The following is a 776-nucleotide window of genomic DNA, read 5'->3' as shown; positions in this document are numbered from 1 at the left end:
AAGGAGACGTCGTTGAGCTTGGTGCCGAGCTGCAGGTTGCGGACGGACAGGCGCGGACGGCCGCCGGCCGCAACCGCCACATCATTCGCCGCTCGCGCGGCGACGCGCGTCTTCTCGATGCGGGTGCCGAGCATCATCTCGACTATTCCTTCCTCGACGCCCGGCTCGATGTCGACGACGCCGACGGTGGAGCCGTCGCGCAGCACGGTGGCGCGGTCGCAGAGCGCGGAGATCTCGACGAAACGGTGCGAGATGAAGATGACCGAGCGGCCGGCGTCACCCTGGCGGCGCACGACTTCCAGCACTTTCTCGGCGAGGTTCGCCGGCAGCGCCGCGGTCATCTCGTCGAGCAGCAGCACGTCGGGCTCGACGGCCAGAGCGCGCGCCAGGTCGAGCACGCGCAGGATGGCCAGAGGGATATGGCGGGCCGTCTCGCGGATGTCGAGGTCGGGAATGCCGAGCTCGCGCACCCATGCGCGGAAGGGCTCGACCGGCGTGCCGGTGAGCCTGAGATTGGAGAGGACGTCGAGATCCGGAATCAGCGACGGTTCCTGATAGACCGGCAGCAGCCCGGCGCGGCGGGCGGCCGCGGGGGAGCGGACATCGAGCTGCTGGCCGCGGATCAGGATGCGCCCTGCATCCGCCTTTATCGCCCCGGTCAGGATCTTCACCAGCGTCGACTTGCCGGCGCCGTTGGCGCCCATCAGCGCGTGGACCTCACCCGGCAGCACGGACAGCGAAGCGTTGCGTAGCGCGGCAACCGCGCCGTAATTCTT

At 69.3% G+C, this 776-nt stretch carries 1 protein-coding gene; it reads right to left on the bottom strand.

Annotated elements, in window-relative coordinates; genetic code table 11:
* Window positions 1–776: ATP-binding cassette domain-containing protein (locus EOA27_RS38725; RefSeq protein ID WP_145970917.1), on the bottom strand; the 776-nt coding region annotated here is incomplete at both ends.

Source organism: Mesorhizobium sp. M2A.F.Ca.ET.037.01.1.1 (assembly GCF_003998075.1).
GTDB lineage: Bacteria > Pseudomonadota > Alphaproteobacteria > Rhizobiales > Rhizobiaceae > Mesorhizobium.
This window is presented reverse-complemented; position numbering and strand designations above follow the sequence as displayed.